Here is an 18,003-nt window from a genome sequence, read left to right as displayed (position 1 = left end):
TTCATATATATAATATATAACTTTTATAGAAAGGAGTAATCTATATGCTACAAAAAGAGAATCTATCAGATGCTATGCGTTTACTAGCTGGTTTTCTATTATCATTAAAATTATTATTTACCTCTTTCGGGATACACTTTATTACAAACGATCAAATCGACGCTATTGTTAATGTTGTTTCATTTTTATTTATTCTATACTTTGGCTACAAAAATAACTATGTAGGAAAAAAAGGAATGGAGCAAAAGAAAATACTCAAAAAACACAACCTTCACTAAAAAAGGAACCTTTTGTACAGGTTCCTTTTTATCATTGACGCACAACAACTTCATTTGTTTGCAGTGGGCCATATGATATCTCTTTATCTTGAAATGTATATGTAGCCTGAAAGAATGTTTGTTTAAGAGCTTTATCTTTATTAGCTTTTATTTTACAACGTAGTTCCACCTTCTCATTCGGTAACAAATCATCAATTCGCCATCTAACAAGCTGGAATAAAAACTCACTTATCCCCTTATCAACTTTTAAAGAATTAGGAATATAAGCAAAGTAATCTCGAATCATATGACTTACAACAACTCTCGAAATCATTTCTACCCCTTTATTTTCCACTTCAATTCTCATAATAAGTATGTCGTTTACATCGTAGGTCAATTCATACGAAAATTGTTCTGTATACATACTACCAATTTGTAATGTAACGGCTACTTGAGGAAATTCGTTTTCCTTTTTCGATCCGTCAATCCACAATACTGGTTGTAGCGGTATTGAATACTTTCCTGTATCCGAAATTCGTCCCCATATTTTCATAATATATATTCACCTCATTTCAGATGTAACATACACACAATGAATTCCCCAAATTCCTAAAGCTTGCTACAAGCAATGTTTAATATTTCTCTTCCTTTTATCCTATTCGACAATATGAAGAAAAAACCATTTTTCATCTATTAACAGAAGGTGTTCTTTATGAAATTTTTTTACAATTTACTTCATTCCCTTCATAGCAATATTCGTATGGCTCACTCGTTCTCTACTCATACGAAAGAATATTTTGACGGAAGAAAAAATTTGCCTTATAGTCAAATTTGACTATAATATTCTTTATGGCATATAAGTGCACTTATTTCTAAAGGAGGGTTATATTTGGAAACTCAACCATTAAAAAAAGAAGCCAACAAGACAAAATTTGTTGTTGCTGGTTTACTGCTTGGTATATTAATGGCCGCAATGGATAATACAATCGTTGCAACCGCAATGGCAACAATCGTTGGAGACCTGGGAGGATTTGATAAGTTTGTTTGGGTCACATCAGCTTATATGGTAGCAACAATGGCAGGGATGCCTATCTTCGGGAAACTTTCTGATATGTACGGGCGGAAACGTTTTTATATTGGTGGCCTCATTCTTTTCTTATTCGGTTCTGCGCTCTGCGGAACAGCTTCAAGCATTGAGCAATTAAGTATTTATAGAGCTATTCAAGGGATCGGTGGTGGTGCCCTTATGCCTATCGCCTTCACAATTATGTACGATATCTTCCCACCAGAAAAACGCGGGAAGATGACAGGACTATTCGGTGCTGTTTTCGGGACATCTAGTGTATTCGGTCCTTTATTAGGTGCTTATATTACAGACTATATAAGTTGGCATTGGGTCTTCTATATCAATATTCCATTAGGACTTATCTCCTTTTTCTTCATTACTAAATACTACAGTGAGTCTCTAGAATTTAGAAAACAAAAAATTGATTGGGCTGGTGCTATTACACTTGTCATAAGTATCGTTTGCTTAATGTTCGCATTAGAACTTGGTGGTAAGGAATATGCCTGGAATTCTACTGTAATTATTGGCTTATTTACAACAGTAGTTATTACGCTTATTATTTTCTTCTTTGTAGAACGAAAAGCAACCGAGCCTATTATTTCATTCCATCTATTTAAAAAACCTTTATTCGCAGCTAGTCAAGGAGTTGCCTTTTTCTATGGTGCCGCTTTCATTATCTGTACAGTTTATATTCCAATCTTCATTCAAGGCGTCCTTGGAGGTTCCGCCTCTAATGCTGGATTAATTTTAACACCAATGATGGTTGGTTCTGTAATTGGAAGTCAAACGGGAGGACAATTAGCTTCTCGAACAAGCTATCGTAACATTATGATGGTATCTGGTGTCTTCTTCGTTCTTGGTATTTATTTATTAAGTACTTTAACAATGGACACACCTCGTTTACTCGTAACACTATTTATGATTCTCGCTGGGCTTGGTGTTGGTTTCTCATTCTCAGTATTAAGTATGTCTTCTATTCACAAGTTGGAAATGCGGGACCGTGGTTCGGCGACATCAACAAACTCATTCTTCCGATCACTCGGTATGACTCTTGGTGTAACGATTTTTGGTACAATTCAAAATCATATTTTTACAGATAAACTAAACTCTGTATTCCCCCCTGAACTAGCAAAATTAGCTCCAAAAGGCGGAGACACAAGTTTCTTATTATCACCAGGCGCTACCGCAAAAATTCCTGCTGAAATATTAGCGGGTATTAAGGAAGCTCTCGCTACATCTATTGCGAACACATTCTTCTGGGCACTCATCCCGGCTGTACTAAGTATTATTTGTATTTTACTTATGGGAAATGAACGCCTCTTTACAGGCCCTAAAAAGAAAGAAAAACAAAAGCAAGTTAGTTAATATAAAAAAGAAGCGGCATATCCCTTTATGAAAAAGGATATGCCGTTTATAATATGTATAAAGTTTTTATATACAGGAGTTGAGACAGCATGAGCATGAAATTAGTCATTCTCGGCTTACTACTCGAAGGAGATAAACATCCATATGAAGTGCAGCATATTATGAAAGAACGACAAATGGATTGTTACATTAAATATGCTAAAGGATCACTTTATTACGCCTTCGAGCAATTAGAAAAGCAAGGGGCAATTCATATTACAAATGTAATTAGAGACACAAATCGACCTGACAAAACGATTTTTCATATAACAGAAGAAGGCAAAAAACTATTCCACACTTTACTATTAAAACAATTCGAAGCCAAAAACCAAATATATAAACCTATTTATTCAGCCTTATCTTTCGCTCACTTTAGCAATGATCACGAATTAGTTCCTATTTTAGAAAAAAAGAAAAACGATACTCTTCAATATTTACATACTATGCAAACGATATATGATTGTAATAAAGGAAAGGTTCCACGTGCACAACTATATATTTTGCAAAGTGTAATTGAGCATATTACAGTTGAATTACAATGGCTAAACACCCTCCTTAAAGATGCTATAGCAGGCCAACTTTCAGAAGTTGCTATAGATGAAGATTGAGCTATGAAAGAAGACATCCCTACTTCTTTCATAGCTCAATTTCTCTTTTCATACTGTAATATTATTAGTTACTCCAGAATATAAAAAGTCAGAATACTAAGAAATAAAAACTTTAGAATTTTCTTATTTTAAAACAGTAGACAAAATTCCAAAAATTATGTTAAAATTTGTTTCAATATCATATCGCTTGTTAAATTCCTTTCAAAAGGAAAATAGGTACACGAAAGTTTCGTTTCGTGTTTAAAAGGGAAGCTTGGTGAAACTCCAACACGGTCCCGCCACTGTAAATGCTGAGATTTCTTTTTGGTGCCACTGTGAAAACGGGAAGGTGAAAGAAATTATATGAAGCATAAGTCAGGAGACCTGCCTGTTTTAACAACACTGATAGATTCACGGATGATGATGAGGTGTTAAAACAAAAAGGAAGGCTTATTTTCTATGTCTTTGTACTTTTTGTTATAGGTATTTCCTAGTAAACGGAAATGCTTACTTTCAATTAGGGAGGAATTTAAAATGGCAATTCAAACAAGTAACTTAGGTTATCCACGTATCGGACTACAACGAGAGTGGAAAAAAACATTGGAAGCTTTTTGGTCCAATAAAATCGATGAAGAACAATTTTTAACAACAATGAAAGAAATTCGCCTTCAACACGTAAAAGTACAGCAAGAAAAAGGGATTGAACTCATTCCAATTGGCGACTTTACATATTATGATCACGTTTTGGATACTGCCTATATGCTAGGATTTATTCCATCACGTTTTTCTGAGTTTACATCTTACCTTGATGTATATTTCGCAATGGCGCGTGGCTCTAAAGATCACGTAGCTTCCGAAATGACAAAATGGTTTAACACAAACTATCACTATATCGTTCCTGAATATGAAGAGGGATTACAAATCTCTTTAAAAGATAATCGTCCACTTCGCTTATACGAAGAGGCAAAACAAGAATTAGGAGTAGATGGAAAGCCTGTTATTTTAGGACCATATACTTTCTTAAAATTGGCTAAAGGTTATACACAAGAACAATTTCCTACCATTTTAAAACAGTTAGTTGCACCTTACGTACAACTGCTTTCAGAACTACATGCAGCTGGTGCACCAGCCATTCAAGTTGATGAACCGATTTTCGCTTCTTTAACTAAAAAAGAAGTTCAACAAGCAAAAGAAATTTATGAAGCTATTCGTAAAGAAGTTCCAAATGCGACTCTTCTTTTACAAACATATTTTGATAGCGTAGAAGAAAACTATGAAGAAATTATTACATTCCCGGTATCCGGTATTGGATTAGATTTCATTCATGGTAAAGAAGGTAATCTAAATGCTATTTCAAAATATGGATTCCCAGCTGATAAAACTTTAGCTGTCGGTTGTATAGATGGCCGTAACATTTGGAGAGCTGACCTTGATGAAGTTCTTGAGTTATTTACAACGTTACAAAAACAAGTCCAAACGAAAGATATCATCGTTCAGCCTTCTTGTAGCTTATTGCATACACCAATCGATAAAACAGAAGAAACTCACTTATCGACTGAGCTGTTTGATGCGTTAGCATTTGCAAATCAAAAATTAGAAGAGTTAGTTCTTATTCATTCCGCTCTCACTCAAGGTACAGAAAGCATTAGTAATGAGCTGGAAACATATCGAAACGTACATCATACAATTCGTTCATCTGCTGCACGTAACCGAGAAGATGTCAAAGCAGCACGAACAGCACTAAAAGAAGAAGATTTTTCACGTCCTCTTCCATTTGAAAAACGATACGAATTACAACAAGTTGCTCTAGAGTTACCGCTATTACCAACAACGACTATTGGTAGCTTCCCGCAAACAACTGAAGTTCGTCAAACGCGAAAAGAATGGCGTAACGGTGTTATTTCAAATGAACAATATGAACAATTTATTGAAAAAGAGACAGAAAAATGGATTCGTTACCAAGAAGAAATTGGGCTTGATGTCCTTGTACATGGTGAATTTGAAAGAACTGACATGGTCGAATATTTTGGTGAGCGCCTTGCTGGTTTCTCATTCACTAAAAACGGTTGGGTACAATCATACGGTTCCCGCTGCGTAAAACCACCTGTTATTTATGGTGATGTAGCCTTTATTAACGGCATGACTATTAAGGAAACAGTTTATGCGCAAAGCTTAACAGAGAAAGTTGTAAAAGGAATGTTAACCGGACCTGTTACAATTTTAAATTGGTCCTTCGTTCGAAATGATATTCCAAGAAAAGAAGTTTCGTATCAAATTGCACTAGCTCTTCGTCACGAAATTGAACTACTTGAATCTTCCGGGATTAGAGTAATCCAAGTCGATGAGCCCGCACTTCGTGAAGGAATGCCACTAAAAGAAAAAGATTGGGATGCTTATATTACATGGGCAGTACAATCCTTCCTTTTAGCAACTTCTTCTGTAGCAAATGAAACACAAATTCATACTCATATGTGTTACAGTAACTTCGAAGATATTGTTGACGCGATTCGCGCATTAGATGCAGATGTAATTTCTATCGAAACATCAAGAAGTCACGGAGAATTTATTGATACATTAAAACATACAACATATGAAAAAGGCATCGGCCTAGGTGTATATGATATTCATAGCCCACGTGTACCGAGTAAAGATGAAATGTATAAAATCGTAGAACAATCTTTAGAAGTATGTGATCCTAAATATTTCTGGATTAATCCTGATTGTGGTTTAAAAACGAGAAGAACAGAAGAAGTTATTCCAGCTTTAGAACATATGGTGCAAGCAGCGAAAGATGCTCGTTCCCTTTTAAAAACAAACGCATAACAAAAATGGGTTATCCTTTTCTCAGGATAACCCATTTTTTATTCTTTACTTTCAAAAAAGAATTCATATTGTATTTTATATAATTCATCATCCGTTGGCTCTTCAAGAGGAATTGCTTGTAATACAACTGTATACTCACCATTTGGAATAGGTATTTGAAATTTATCAGAAAGAATACTCGTTATAACGATACTTTCATTTTCAACTGTAAAAGGAACCGTAATCGTTCTAACTACTTCTTCTTTTTCAATATGTTTCCCTGGGGTCACTTTCACTTCACAAGTATAATCAGAAAGTGCTTCAAAAATAACAGTTCCATCTGCCTTAGCATAACCTCTTTCAAAATCTTCATCAGTCCAATCTACATAAGGCTGCTCACCGTCATAGTTCATCAACATTAATTGCGAATAAGAAATCGTTAACTCCATAGTTCCCCTTCTCCTTCATTATGAAATATACAACTACTACTTCACTTCAAATTTTACTCGCGTACCATCTGGGTATTTATCTAACTTATTCCCTACCCAAGAACCTGCTCCGCGGTTATCCGCCGGACTTATATATTCAATATGTGCTCCTTTTCCGCCTTCCTTGCACATCGCCATTGGCCATTCATCACGATCATACCCTTTTTTTGATGGATATGGTGCTAACGACAATTTCCTTCTATCTGCAGCACCACCACGATCGATTGTACAAACTTCTGAATGCCCTTCTTTTATAGCATCCGTAATATGTTTTCCTGTCTCTGGATAACGTTCTTTCGGAAATTCTAACACTTGATCATACGTATTCGTTTTCTTTACACTTGTTTCCTCTGGCACAAGTACTTCATAAACTGCTACTAAAATAGACAGAATTGCGATAATTGAAATGATAATACCTTTTAATTGCTTCATGTATACCTCCATGTTTCTACCAGTTTCTTTTCCTCCGTTATTATAACAAACTTCTCCTGTATATGTTTTCAGACATTATTTTAGTTATTCCTTGCCATTCCGCCAAAAATTTTCATTTTTTCACTAATGCTGTAGAAAACTAATAGCCTTCCGACATTCTTTTTCAAAGGAAGTCCTCATAAAAGATTGAAATGATATATACGATACTTTTTGGGGAGGAAATATGATGGAAGCTACCTATAAAACGAAAGATGTCACGAATAAAACAGGCATCCCAAAACATATAGTTCGCAAATATAGTCAACTGTTAGAAGAACATGGTTATATGATTTCCAAAACAGCTGATGCTCGTATTTATAAACTTGATGATTTAAAATTATTGAAATCTATACACGAAAGAGCTGCTACATTACAAGAAGATATTTCAGAAACGATACCGATTATTTTAAAAGAAAAAGAGGCCCCACCTGTACCAGTTATACAAGATAAGCAAGAGATACAAACGAAAGAAAAAGAAGATGGGCGTAACTTTGAGGAGTTCATGTTAAAACTTGAAATGCTAGCTCAATTAAATGAGGCAATTATTCATCAAAATTCTACTTTAATTACACAAAATCGTTTAAAGGATGAGAAACTAGACGAATTGATGCAACAAGTTTATGTAAAAGAAGGCTCTCAAGAAAAAATGCTTCAAGAGTTAGTCGATCACGCCGCTCAAACAGATGCACTGCAAAAAGAAAAGATGGACTTATTAATGAATCATATGTATAAACGAGAATCGAAACAGGAAGAAAAAATGAATAAACTTGTTAGTCAAATTTATAATAAAGACAGTAACCGTGATGCACAGCTTATGCAAGTTATTCGAGAAATTCAAGAAACAAAAAGAATGGTTGCTGCCTCAAAAGAGCAAAGCTTCTTTCAATCATTTAAAAGTTTATTTAGCCGAGCAAAACAAGAAAAAACAAATGAATAAACAATATAAAATAAAAAGTTACCTTTCATCGGTAACTTTTATTCCTTATTTTGTACAGCTGGTAATATAATAATTGCTTCAGTGCCTTTTCCACTTTCACTCTTATATTCCAATGTACCATTATGCGCTTGTAAAATACTAAATGTTACCATAAGTCCTAATCCTGTCCCTTTTTCTTTTAAAGAATAATATGGTTGCCCAAGCCTTGCTAACTGTTCATTCGTCATACCAACACCACTATCTTTAACTCTTATTATGATTGTTTCCTCTTTTTGAATAGCTGTTACTTTTAAATATCCTTTATTTCCTTGAATTGCTTCAATACCATTTTTAACAACATTCATAATAGCTTGCTTCAATTTTGTCTTATCACCAATCGTATAAAGACTTTCTGAAATTTCAACTTGTAAATATACACCTTGCATCGCTGCAAATGACGACATGAGAGTGGTCATTTCTATTAATTGGGCTGATAAACAAATGTGTTCTTTTTTCTCAATTTGCGGCCTTGCTAAATTTAAGTAATCTGAAATAATTTGTTCCGCCCGATCCAATTCAGCTAATACGAGACGCATATAATCCTTATTCTTCACATCTTCCGTACTTTCTAGCAATTGGATAAATCCACGAACAACAGTTAGTGGATTTCGAACTTCATGTGCCACACTTGCTGCTAACTCACTTACAATATTAAGCTTTTCTGATTTTTGCATCTCTGTACGTAGCAATGCATTTTCATTTAAATATTCAGTTAAATACACCTGAAATACCATTGTCATGACCATGATAAGCGAGGCAAATATAAATCCGCTATATATTTGCGAAATATACGGTGTAAATCCTGTTTCCAAAAGAACATTAATCATGCCTAATACTAAAGAAACAAGCACATAAAATGATGAAATCATAAATGCTAAAATTAATTTCTTATCCCTTGAAAAAAGAGACCATTTCTTTGATAAAAATAGCGGAACTATCAATAAAAATATTACTTCTAAAACTGGAAGAAAGCTCATTCCCTTTAGTAACCATTCGTATGCAACAAAAATAACTGCTGGGATTAAACCAACAATCCCACCATATAAAAAACCACTGACAATTGGAATGGGGTGAAAGTTATACCCACACACATTGCCAAAACAAATAGAGTATGTCATGGAGAGAACGAGCGTAACGCTAGATAAAAACATAATAAAGTAACGATTTGGCTTCGGAGGCATTTCTTGATAGCGATTTAAACGAATCGCTTCATATAAAAATAGTGGCAAAATTATGATGGCAATTTGAATCAATAAATCACGGATAAGCTCCATAACCTCTCATCCCCTATATGTATTTTGATATGATTATATCATTTTATAGGTGTATTTGTTTTAAAATTTTGATTTTTCTTAACATATTTGTTAATTCTTTGTTAACAACTCATAATAATTGTTACAGATTTTCGAAATGATTGTAAACCCTGTACCAAATTTCCTTCGTGCAGTATACAATGAATACGGATTACAAAGAAAATATAAAAATACTTTTTTAGACGGACAACTATAGCAAAATACAGCATATAATCCATACTATCTATGTTTACAAATAAGTGATCATTACTTTAGTAGGAGGAAGATAAATATGGCGGGTACTACGCTTGTTTTAAAAGAAGAAAATTTGGTTGTTCTAGAAAATGTTGAAAAATCAGTATATGAAGAGTTACAGCATAAAGCGGGAGAAGAAAACTGCACATGTGCTGTGAACGAATCAGTTGTTCACCTTGGCAAGGTATCCTCTGTACTCTGGAATGAAGATGAAATAGATTGGGAATACGGATATTAAAAAGTCGCTTATAGCGGCTTTTTTTCTCTTTTCTCTCTCTTTCTAAATAACATATACAAAGCGTAATCATAGAAAATATGATAAAATGAACTTAATTTTCAAACGGAAGAAAGGGAGATACAATGGAACAATTCATTAACCCTAGAGTGAAGGATATCCAAATTTCTGGAATCCGTCAATTCTCTAACATGATTCAAAACTATGATAATTTGATTTCTTTAACAATTGGACAACCCGATTTCCCTACACCTTCTCTCGTGAAAGAAGCGGCAAAACGGGCTATTACAGAAAACTATACAAGCTATACACATAACGCTGGTTTACTAGAATTACGTAAGGCAGCTTGTAACTTCGTAAAAGATAACTACGATTTACATTACTCACCTGAAAACGAAACCATCGTTACAATCGGTGCTAGCGAAGCAATTGATGTTGCATTCCGAACGATTTTAGAGCCAGGAACAGAAGTAATTTTACCTGCTCCTATTTATCCAGGTTACGAACCCATTATTCGATTATGCGGTGCAACGCCTATTTTTGTAGATGTTCGTGAAACTGGATTTCGTTTAACAGCTGAAGCGCTTAAAAATGCTATTACAGAAAAAACAAGATGTATCGTACTACCGTATCCTTCTAATCCAACTGGTGTAACTTTATCAACAGAAGAGCTAAAAGATATTGTAGATGTTTTAAAAGATAAAAATATTTTCGTCCTTTCAGATGAAATTTATAGCGAGCTTGTATATGAACAAAAGCATACATCTATCGCTCATTTCCCAGAAATGCGTGAAAAGACAATTGTCATTAACGGTTTATCTAAATCACATTCTATGACTGGCTGGCGTGTTGGACTTTTATTTGCACCAAGCTATTTAGCAGGACACATATTAAAAGTTCATCAATACAATGTAACGTGTGCTACTTCAATCGCTCAATACGCTGCAATTGAAGCATTAACAGCAGCTAAAGACGCACCAAAAATGATGCGCCACCAATATAAAAAACGCCGTGATTACGTATATAATAGACTCACTCAAATGGGATTAACAGTTGAAAAGCCAACAGGTGCATTTTACTTATTCCCATATGTTGGTCATTTGACATCTTCATCATTTGATTTTGCACTTGATCTTGTCAAAGAAGCGGGACTAGCTGTAGTTCCTGGAACAGCATTCTCTGAATACGGTGAAGGCTACCTTCGCTTGTCCTATGCGTATAGTATCGAAACTTTAAAAGAAGGCTGCGACCGATTAGAAGCCTTTCTAATGAAAAAAGCTAAGAGTTAAACTCTTAGCTTTTTTATGCATAATGATCACAAGTTTGACGTTTTAGTAATTTATGAGGAATAATGATACACTTTGCAGTGGATTCTGCATTCTCTACTTTATCAACTAAAGCTTTTGCCGCCTCATATCCTAGCTGATAAATATTCACATCAACTGTCGAAAGTGGAGGGCTCGCAATTTCCGATAATAAAGCATTATTAAAGCTTACAATAGAAACATCTTTCGGTACAACAAATCCTTTTTTAGAAAGAGCACTTAACACACCAAGTCCAATTAAGTCATCCGTTGCCATAATTGCCGTTGGCGGTTGCTGCAGTCCCATTAATTCCTCAACAGCTTGTTGACCACTTTCCCTCGAAAAATCAAAATGTAAAATATATTCTTTTGGTAATACAATGTCTGCTAATTTCAAGGCATCACTCATACCAGCTAAACGATCTCTCGTTACAAGTAAATCTGATCCACCACCAATGAACGCGATTTGCTTATGCCCTAATGAAATTAAATATTCTGCCACTTCTCTTGCAGCTGTATAATTGTCATTATCTACATATGTAATTTCATCTTTTCGATCATATGGTTTTCCTATTAAAACAAACGGGAAATTTTGTTCATGTAAATATTGAATAATCCGATCATTCTCCCTTGAATATAAAAGAATAATGCCACCAATTTGGCGTCCCTGTACCATCTTTACGACACCATTAAAAATTTCTTCTTCCGTTTCACCTGTCGACATGTAAAGCGCATAACCTTCTACGTGTGCAAATGAACTAATCCCTCTTATAACTTCTGGGAAAAATGGATTTTGAAAAGCTTTACTTGCAGAACTTGGCATAACAAGACCAAGTGTTTTCGTCGTTTGGTTCGCAAGATTTCTCGCATTTAAATTGGGATGATACCCTAATTCACTCATCACTTTCCTAACACGGCGCTTTGTCTTTTCACTTATACTTGGATTATCAGCAATTACACGAGAAACTGTTGATGGTGCCACATTCGCTTGCTTCGCCACATCTTTAATTGTAACTGTCATAAAAATCCCCCTCCTCTCATTTCTCTGCCATTTTTCATATATTTTATCTCGCACTCATTGCAAGTCATAAACTTTCATTTCTTATATCTTGCAAAACTAATCCTATTCTCCCTCTTCATGTATTGTAAGGGATATAGCTATTTTTTCCTATACTATAATATACTATTTATTTCACTTCTTTTCACATGTGATGTCAAATCTCTTTTCATCTCCCTATAAACTTATTTATAGGGAGATGAAAAGAAAAATGGGACGTAATGTCCCATTTTTCATCCTTTTGTACCTCCAGCTGTTAAACCGGAAACAAAATATTTTTGTAGTGATAGGAATAAAATTGAAATCGGGATCGCAATTAACACTGAACCCGCTGCAAACGTTGTAAATTCATTACCGAATTTTTTCGCAACCATTTCATATAATCCAACTGCTAAAGTATAATTTTCTGGTGTTCGCAAAATAATACTCGCTAAAATGAAATCTGTAAATGGACCAATGAAAGTAAATAATGCTACAACCGCTACGATTGGCTTTGCAAGTGGCATAATGATTTGCCAGAAAATACGGAAATGCCCTGCTCCATCCATTCGAGCTGATTCATCCAGTTCTTTCGGAATCGTATCAAAATACCCTTTCATAAGCCATGTATTCATCGGAATTGCTCCGCCCACATAAATTAAAATTAATGCAAGGTGTGTATCAAGTAATCCTGTTAACTGAGCTAATATATATAGTGCGATTAACGCTGCAAAATTCGGGATCATTTGCAGAATTAAAAATGTTAATAAACCATTCTTTCTTCCAACAAAACGATATCTCGAAAATGCATAAGCAGTAAAACTAATGGCTAGTACAGAGAAAATCATCGTCATTACGCTAACTTTCAAAGTATTTTTATACCAAAGTAAGTAATTACTTGAATCGAGATCAAGTAGCTTGCGATAATGATCTAATGTGGCGTTTTTTGGAATAATACTTGACCCAGATAAACTATCACCTGGATTAAACGATGAGCCAATTATCCATAGTAATGGATAGAAAACAATCGCACACATTATGAAGATAACTAAATAACTTAATGAAAGACGTAGCATCTTTTGTCGTTTAATATTCATTTACATCATATCCTCTTCTTGGAATGATTTTGTTCTCTTAAATTGCCATAACGCAACTGTAATAACGATTAACGATAAAATCATTGTAAGAGCTGCTGCTTTGCCGTATTGAGCCGAAGTCATCGTTAACTTATAGATCCATGAAATTAAAATATCCGTTCCACCTGCATTTTGTCCAGACACAGCAGGTCCCCCGTTATTAAATAGATAAATAATACTAAAATTATTAAAGTTAAACGTATATTGCGTAATTAATATTGGCGCTGTTGCATATAACACAAGTGGCAATGTAATTTTGCGGAACTGTTGCCAAGCAGTTGCTCCGTCTACTGTAGCCGCTTCATATAATTCTCCTGGAATCGATTGCAGTATACCTGTTGTCATCGCAAAGACGAACGGGAAACCAAGCCACGTTTGAATCATAATTAAAGCAATCTTTGACCAAAACGGGTCTGTCATCCAAGCAATCTTTTCAATCCCGAATAAAGCTAATACTTGGTTATTAATTGCTCCAAATGTTTCATTAAACATACCAGCAAATACAAGAATAGATACGAATGCTGGAACAGCCCACGGTAAAATAAAGATTGTTCGAATAATTGCCTTACCTTTAATACCAGGCTGATTTACGATAATCGCTAAAAAAATACCAAGTGCAACTTGTAATGTTGTTGCAACGAATGTCCAAATGACAGTCCAAGAAAATACACTTAAAAATGTATCTCTCCACATCGGTAATGTGAAAATATCAATAAAGTTTTTAAAGCCCACCCAATCTACTAATTTAGCTGGAGGAGAATGATATAAATCATAGTTTGTAAATCCAATTAAAATTACGAAGATGATTGGAAATACGACAACAAAGATAAGTAGTAGAAAACCTGGTGAAACCATTAAATAAGGAAAGCCTTGATCTAACAAATTACGGTATTGCTCTTTTACAGAATTTAACGGTGTTCCAATATCACGTTTCTTCCCATTTTGATATGCATCATATAAGTTAAATGCATATATGCCAAGCCCAAAAGCGATAACGATAAGTGCCAAGATCCCTTCTACTAATAGAAAGACGGAATGGTCACGTGGAACTTCTGTACCGAGCGTTACAATGCCCCATAATCCCATATTTAATAAATCAGCAAAGGCTACAATAAATGAACCTGTTAATACTAGAAAAATAAGACCTTTTACAAATTGTTTATTATACATTTGGCCCACGCCTGGAATGATTGATAACATGGTTGCCACTTTCCTATGCTTTGAATCATTTAACCCCTTTGCAGGTTCCATAGATGTTTGCATGTTCCTTCCCCCTTTTTTCTTCCTACATGGAAGGGAGAGAATTCGTGCCCCTCATATTAGAGGCACGAATTTCACCTTATTTTTTCTTACTATGATTTGCCTCAATATTACCTTTAATTTGTTTCACTGCACTATCAAGTGCGGATTTTGGTGCTTCTTTATCTGATACAACTAATTGAAGCGCATCTCCAGCTGGTTTCCAAACTTCTTGCATTTCTGGAATATTTGGCATTGGAATTCCATTTTCAGATTGTGTCGCAACCGCTTTTGCAGCCTCATTTTCTTTAATGATTGGATCTTCCATTACTGATTTTACTGGTGGAATTTCTTTCGTTTTCTCAAAGCGAATTTTAGCATTTTCTTCATTTGTAACCCACTCAGTAAATTTTGTAGCTAAATCATTTTGTTTAGAGAAGCTTGTTACATGCCATCCTTTTACACCAACGAACGTTTTCATCGGTTGACCATTTGGTAATTTCGGCATTGGAGCAACACCATAGTCAATTCCAGCCTTTTCCATCGCTTGGAATGCCCATGGACCATTCATAATAGATGCTGCTTTTCCTTCATTAAATAATCCATCTGCAGCTGAACCACCAGATTCACCGATAATACCTTTCGGGAATAACTTTTCTTTATACCATTTTTGAATATATTCAGCACCTTGTACCGCACCGCTATTATTTAATCCAATATCATTTGCATTTGGCTTTCCATCTTTTTCACCAAATACATAACCACCCATACCTGCCATAAATGCATTAGCAAAGTAGAAGTTATCTCCTAGTGCTAAAAATCCGTATTTTCCATCTTTCGTAAAGTCTTTTGAGAAGTTAAACAGTTCATCCATCGTTTCCGGCGCTTTTTGCATCATTTTTTTATTATAAATAAAGATTGGTGTTTCAATCGCTTTTGGTAAACCATATATTTTTCCGTTATATGTTTGTGCTTCTATTGATAAATCTGTAAATTTACTTTTTACTGTATCATCTACTTTCACTTCTGAAAGTAGCCCTTCTGTTACCGCATTACCAATATGATCATGTGGCAATGTTACAACATCTGGCCCTGTGCCAGCTGGACCGTCGAGACGAAGTTTTTCTATTTGTTTCGTCATCTGAACCTCTTCAACTTTTACTTTCACATTATATTTCTTTTCAAAACTTTTCACCGCTGGCTCTAGACCCACACCTTTTTTCTCATCTTCCCAAACAAGAAGATCATAGTCTTTTTTCGCTTTACTTTCCTCTTTTTTCCCTGAATCTTTCGGTCCACATGCAGATAACATACCAATAGATAATGCTGAAACCGTTAATAATGATAATGCTTTCTTCATCCCAAAAACCTCCCTAAATTGTCTATGTACCTCAGTAACTGAAAACGTTTGCATTTAATAGTTTAATTGAAGCGCAAACAATATCTCAAGTCTATGAAAACGTTTGCGCTATTTGTCTATCATTATACATTCTTTTATTCATTTTGCAAATATTAATTTAAAAATTATGTCATTATACTCTTTATACATTGACTTTATATGAAATGAATACTACTCTTATAAGCAATATTAAAGCTATAAGAAAGGCAATCGTTTGCAATACAGGCTTTATTATTACACTTAAGGGAATACTATGTATAGAGATATTGAAGGGGGATTTTCTATATGTTTAAAGAAGCCATTTATCATAGGCCGAAAGATAATTATGCATACGCTTACGATGAACAAACAATTCACATCCGAATACGTACTAAGAGAGATGATGTTCAAAGCGCCGATCTTATTTACGGTGATCCTTACGAATGGAAAGACGGGAAATGGATATCAGCAAGTACACCAATGAAAAAAACGGGTTCTACTGCATTATTTGATTATTGGTCCATTGCAATCGAACCAAAATTTAAGCGCTTACGTTATGGGTTTGAATTAAAATCTGAAACAGACACTCTTATTTATACAGAGCGAGGATTCTTTTCTAACATTCCAAATGATGATGTTGGTAACTTTTTTTGTTTTCCATTTATTCATGCAGATGATGTATTCAAAGCACCATCGTGGATTAAAGACACCATTTGGTATCAGATTTTCCCTGAACGATTCGCTAATGGCGATAGTACGCTGAATCCAGAAAACACCCTTCCTTGGGGAAGTACGAATCCAACTCCAACTAATTTTTTCGGCGGGGATTTTGCTGGTGTTATTCAAAACCTTGATTACCTTGTTAAGCTTGGCATTTCCGGAATATATTTCACACCTATTTTCAAAGCTCATTCAAACCATAAATATGACACAATTGACTATATGGAAATTGATCCACAATTTGGGACGAAAGAAACTTTTAAAGAGCTCATTGAAGAATGTCATAAACACGGTATAAAAGTAATGCTCGATGCTGTGTTTAATCATAGTGGATACTTTTTCGAGAAATTTCAAGACGTTCTAGAGAACGGTGAGAAGTCTGCATATAAAGAGTGGTTCCACATTCATGAATTTCCAATTATAACCGAGCCACTTCCCAATTATGATACTTTCGCCTTTACACCGTATATGCCTAAATTAAATACAGCTCATCCAGATGTAAAAGAATACTTACTTGAAGTAGGACGTTATTGGGTACGAGAATTCAATATAGATGGCTGGCGCCTTGATGTCGCCAATGAAGTCGATCACAACTTTTGGAGAGAATTCCGAACTGAAATAAAGACATTAAATCCTGAAGTATATATTTTGGGAGAAATTTGGCACGATGCCCTTCCGTGGCTACAAGGCGATCAATTTGATGCTGTCATGAGCTACCCTGTTACAAACGCTCTACTTTCTTACTTTGCTAACGATTCCATTAAAGCAAGTGAATTTATGAAGCAAATTACAGAATCTCTACATTCCTACTCTATGAATGTAAATGAAGCAGCCTTTCATTTATTAGATAGCCATGATACTCCAAGAATTTTAACAACATGCAATGGAGATAAAAATAAGTTGAAATTGCTCTATGTATTCCATCTTTCTTTCATCGGCTCTCCATGTATTTATTACGGAGATGAAATCGGCATGGATGGTGGTATGGACCCCGATTGCCGTAAATGTATGATTTGGGATACTAAAGAACAAGATCATGCATTATTTACACATATACAAACATTGATTTCATTACGAAAACAACATGCAGCTTTTGGAGGACATGGTACTTTTCAATTCATCGAAGCAAATGATGAACATAATTATATTTCTTATACGAAAACATATGAGGATGAAACTATCTTTTTCGTTTTAAACCCTACTAATAGTGAAGTTACAGTTTCACTCCCTCTTCATGTTACTGGTAAGAAAATAATTAACATTTATACAAATGAAGAATTTTCAGCAGAAGCAAGTGTATTACAAGTTACACTTCCTCCATATGGATTCTCCATATTAAAATGGTAACCCAAAAAAT

The 18,003-nt window shown here is 34.8% G+C and carries 16 protein-coding genes and 1 riboswitch; of the genes, 8 read left to right on the top strand and 8 right to left on the bottom strand.

Features of this window, described 5'->3' with window-relative positions; all coding sequences use genetic code 11:
• Positions 1–44 precede the first annotated feature (44 nt).
• Positions 45–278: an SPP1 phage holin family protein gene (locus tag MR112_RS07760; protein ID WP_000939448.1), complete on the top strand. Its 234-nt coding sequence runs from the start codon at positions 45–47 to the stop codon at positions 276–278.
• Positions 279–309: 31 nt separating this feature from the next.
• Here MR112_RS07760 and MR112_RS07755 read toward each other — a convergent pair whose 3' ends face one another.
• Complete coding sequence (locus MR112_RS07755; protein WP_000708120.1) at positions 310–810, bottom strand: hypothetical protein; 501 nt, start codon at positions 808–810, stop codon at positions 310–312.
• 336 nt (positions 811–1,146) lie between these two features.
• On the opposite strand from MR112_RS07755, the gene MR112_RS07750 reads away from it, so the two are divergent.
• From MR112_RS07750 to metE, 3 genes are all read left to right on the top strand, one after another.
• Positions 1,147–2,688, top strand: coding sequence for an MDR family MFS transporter (locus MR112_RS07750; RefSeq protein ID WP_000449912.1), 1,542 nt, complete (start codon positions 1,147–1,149; stop codon positions 2,686–2,688).
• A gap of 89 nt (positions 2,689–2,777) precedes the next feature.
• On the top strand, positions 2,778–3,335 hold the full coding sequence (locus MR112_RS07745; protein WP_000062061.1) for a PadR family transcriptional regulator: 558 nt from the start codon (positions 2,778–2,780) through the stop codon (positions 3,333–3,335).
• A gap of 197 nt (positions 3,336–3,532) precedes the next feature.
• Positions 3,533–3,720: riboswitch (cobalamin riboswitch) on the top strand.
• A 128-nt stretch (positions 3,721–3,848) separates the two neighbouring features.
• Positions 3,849–6,137 carry a 5-methyltetrahydropteroyltriglutamate--homocysteine S-methyltransferase gene (gene metE / locus MR112_RS07740; RefSeq protein WP_001007608.1) on the top strand — a complete coding sequence of 763 codons (2,289 nt, stop codon included), beginning with the start codon at positions 3,849–3,851 and terminating at the stop codon, positions 6,135–6,137.
• Between the two features lie 38 nt (positions 6,138–6,175).
• Here metE and comJ read toward each other — a convergent pair whose 3' ends face one another.
• Together comJ and nucA are read right to left on the bottom strand one after the other, a co-directional pair.
• Complete coding sequence (gene comJ, locus MR112_RS07735) at positions 6,176–6,565, bottom strand: competence protein ComJ (RefSeq protein WP_048655569.1); 390 nt, start codon at positions 6,563–6,565, stop codon at positions 6,176–6,178.
• Positions 6,566–6,601: 36 nt separating this feature from the next.
• Positions 6,602–7,036, bottom strand: coding sequence for a DNA-entry nuclease (gene nucA / locus MR112_RS07730; RefSeq protein WP_000811494.1), 435 nt, complete (start codon positions 7,034–7,036; stop codon positions 6,602–6,604).
• 226 nt (positions 7,037–7,262) lie between these two features.
• Between nucA and MR112_RS07725 the strand changes: the two genes are divergently transcribed.
• A complete protein-coding gene (locus MR112_RS07725) occupies positions 7,263–8,012 on the top strand; it encodes a DUF3967 domain-containing protein (protein WP_000388471.1) in 750 nt (249 codons plus the stop codon).
• 38 nt (positions 8,013–8,050) lie between these two features.
• Here the strand turns inward: MR112_RS07725 and kinB are convergent, their stop codons facing one another.
• Positions 8,051–9,325, bottom strand: a complete 1,275-nt coding sequence (gene kinB, locus MR112_RS07720) for a sporulation sensor histidine kinase KinB (protein ID WP_227899626.1) — start codon at positions 9,323–9,325, stop codon at positions 8,051–8,053.
• A 310-nt stretch (positions 9,326–9,635) separates the two neighbouring features.
• Here kinB and MR112_RS07715 point away from each other — a divergent pair, with 310 nt between their 5' ends.
• Complete coding sequence (locus MR112_RS07715; protein ID WP_000929280.1) at positions 9,636–9,836, top strand: hypothetical protein; 201 nt, start codon at positions 9,636–9,638, stop codon at positions 9,834–9,836.
• 122 nt (positions 9,837–9,958) lie between these two features.
• Positions 9,959–11,122 (top strand): aminotransferase A, encoded by a 1,164-nt coding sequence (locus MR112_RS07710; RefSeq protein WP_000434578.1) that lies wholly within the window; start codon positions 9,959–9,961, stop codon positions 11,120–11,122.
• A gap of 13 nt (positions 11,123–11,135) precedes the next feature.
• Here the strand turns inward: MR112_RS07710 and malR are convergent, their stop codons facing one another.
• The 4 genes from malR to MR112_RS07690 all read right to left on the bottom strand — a co-directional run bounded on the left by malR (position 11,136) and on the right by MR112_RS07690 (position 15,908).
• Positions 11,136–12,158 (bottom strand): maltose operon transcriptional repressor MalR, encoded by a 1,023-nt coding sequence (gene malR / locus MR112_RS07705; protein WP_000219053.1) that lies wholly within the window; start codon positions 12,156–12,158, stop codon positions 11,136–11,138.
• Positions 12,159–12,427: 269 nt separating this feature from the next.
• Positions 12,428–13,270, bottom strand: a complete 843-nt coding sequence (malD, locus tag MR112_RS07700) for a maltosaccharide ABC transporter permease MalD (protein WP_001022603.1) — start codon at positions 13,268–13,270, stop codon at positions 12,428–12,430.
• On the bottom strand, positions 13,271–14,572 hold the full coding sequence (gene malC, locus MR112_RS07695; protein WP_001194982.1) for a maltosaccharide ABC transporter permease MalC: 1,302 nt from the start codon (positions 14,570–14,572) through the stop codon (positions 13,271–13,273).
• Positions 14,573–14,648: 76 nt separating this feature from the next.
• Entirely contained in the window at positions 14,649–15,908 is a 1,260-nt protein-coding gene (locus MR112_RS07690; RefSeq protein ID WP_000709931.1) for an extracellular solute-binding protein, read from the bottom strand.
• A gap of 324 nt (positions 15,909–16,232) precedes the next feature.
• Here MR112_RS07690 and MR112_RS07685 point away from each other — a divergent pair, with 324 nt between their 5' ends.
• Positions 16,233–17,993, top strand: coding sequence for an alpha-glycosidase (locus MR112_RS07685; protein ID WP_048655573.1), 1,761 nt, complete (start codon positions 16,233–16,235; stop codon positions 17,991–17,993).
• Positions 17,994–18,003: the final 10 nt, after the last annotated feature.

The sequence above is a fragment of the Bacillus cereus group sp. BfR-BA-01330 genome (assembly GCF_022663885.1).
GTDB lineage: Bacteria > Bacillota > Bacilli > Bacillales > Bacillaceae_G > Bacillus_A > Bacillus_A cereus.
This window is presented reverse-complemented; position numbering and strand designations above follow the sequence as displayed.